The sequence below is a fragment of the Nocardia aobensis NBRC 100429 genome, from assembly GCF_000308375.1.
GTDB classification, from domain to species: Bacteria; Actinomycetota; Actinomycetes; order Mycobacteriales; family Mycobacteriaceae; genus Nocardia; species Nocardia aobensis.
Genome location: NZ_BAFQ01000088.1, coordinates 1 through 886, shown reverse-complemented (window position 1 = coordinate 886; position 886 = coordinate 1). Strand labels below are relative to the sequence as shown.

1 protein-coding gene is annotated in these 886 nt (G+C 72.3%); it reads right to left on the bottom strand.

Annotated elements, in window-relative coordinates:
• Nucleotides 1–886: UvrD-helicase domain-containing protein (locus tag RJ03_RS11310; RefSeq protein ID WP_036501079.1), on the bottom strand; the 886-nt coding region annotated here is incomplete at both ends.

Below are 886 nucleotides of genomic sequence, written 5' to 3'. Positions count from 1 at the left end.
CCCGGTCACCGCGGTGCGGTTGTTCCAGCGCGCGCAGCACCCACAGCCAGTCGGTGGCACTGCGGGTGGCGAAAACGCTGGCGCCACCGGCGAGTACGGACGCGACACCGGCGCGGTCCAGTTCCGCGCGCACCAGGTCGATCTGCGCGCGGGTGCGGACCAGCACGGCGATATCGCCGGGTCCCAGCGGGCGGTCGCCCAACCGGGCCCCGGACTCGAGGGTGCGGACGATATCGGCGGCGAGGTCGGTGGCCACCCGATCGCGCTGGCGGCCCACCACCGGGAATCCGCTCCCGTTCAACGCTCCGGCGCCCTGGCGGGGAAAACACCTGAGCCGCAACGGAACCGCCGCACCCTCGGGCCCGGTGAGCCGGCTGTGCGGCCGTACCGCCGTAACCTGCGGCACCGTGATCTGCGGATGTCCCAGGGCGGCACCGCCGAGCATGTGGTGCAGTGCCGCCAGCAGACCGGCGTCGCTGCGGCGGTTGGTATCGAGTTCGCGACGGGTGTCGGCGTGGGCGACGGCGTCCAGGTAGCTGAGGACCTCGGCGCCGCGGAAGGCGTAGATCGCCTGTTTCGGATCGCCGACCAGCACCAGGGTCGTGTGGTCGTGGAAGACCCGCCGCAGGATGTCCCACTGCAGGGGGTCGGTGTCCTGGAATTCGTCGACCAGCGTCACGCGGAAGCGGTCGCGGATGCGGCAGCACGCGCGCTCGCCGTGGACCGGGTCGGCGAGTACGTCGTGCAGTAGCACCAGCTGGTCGTCGAAGTCGCGAATGCCCGAAAGCCGTTTGCGCCGATCGACTTCCGCGCGCACCGCCGCCGCGAACGCCGCCGCCTCGGCCGCCGGGTGATCGCCGAGTTCCTCCCCCGGCACCAGCCGCGC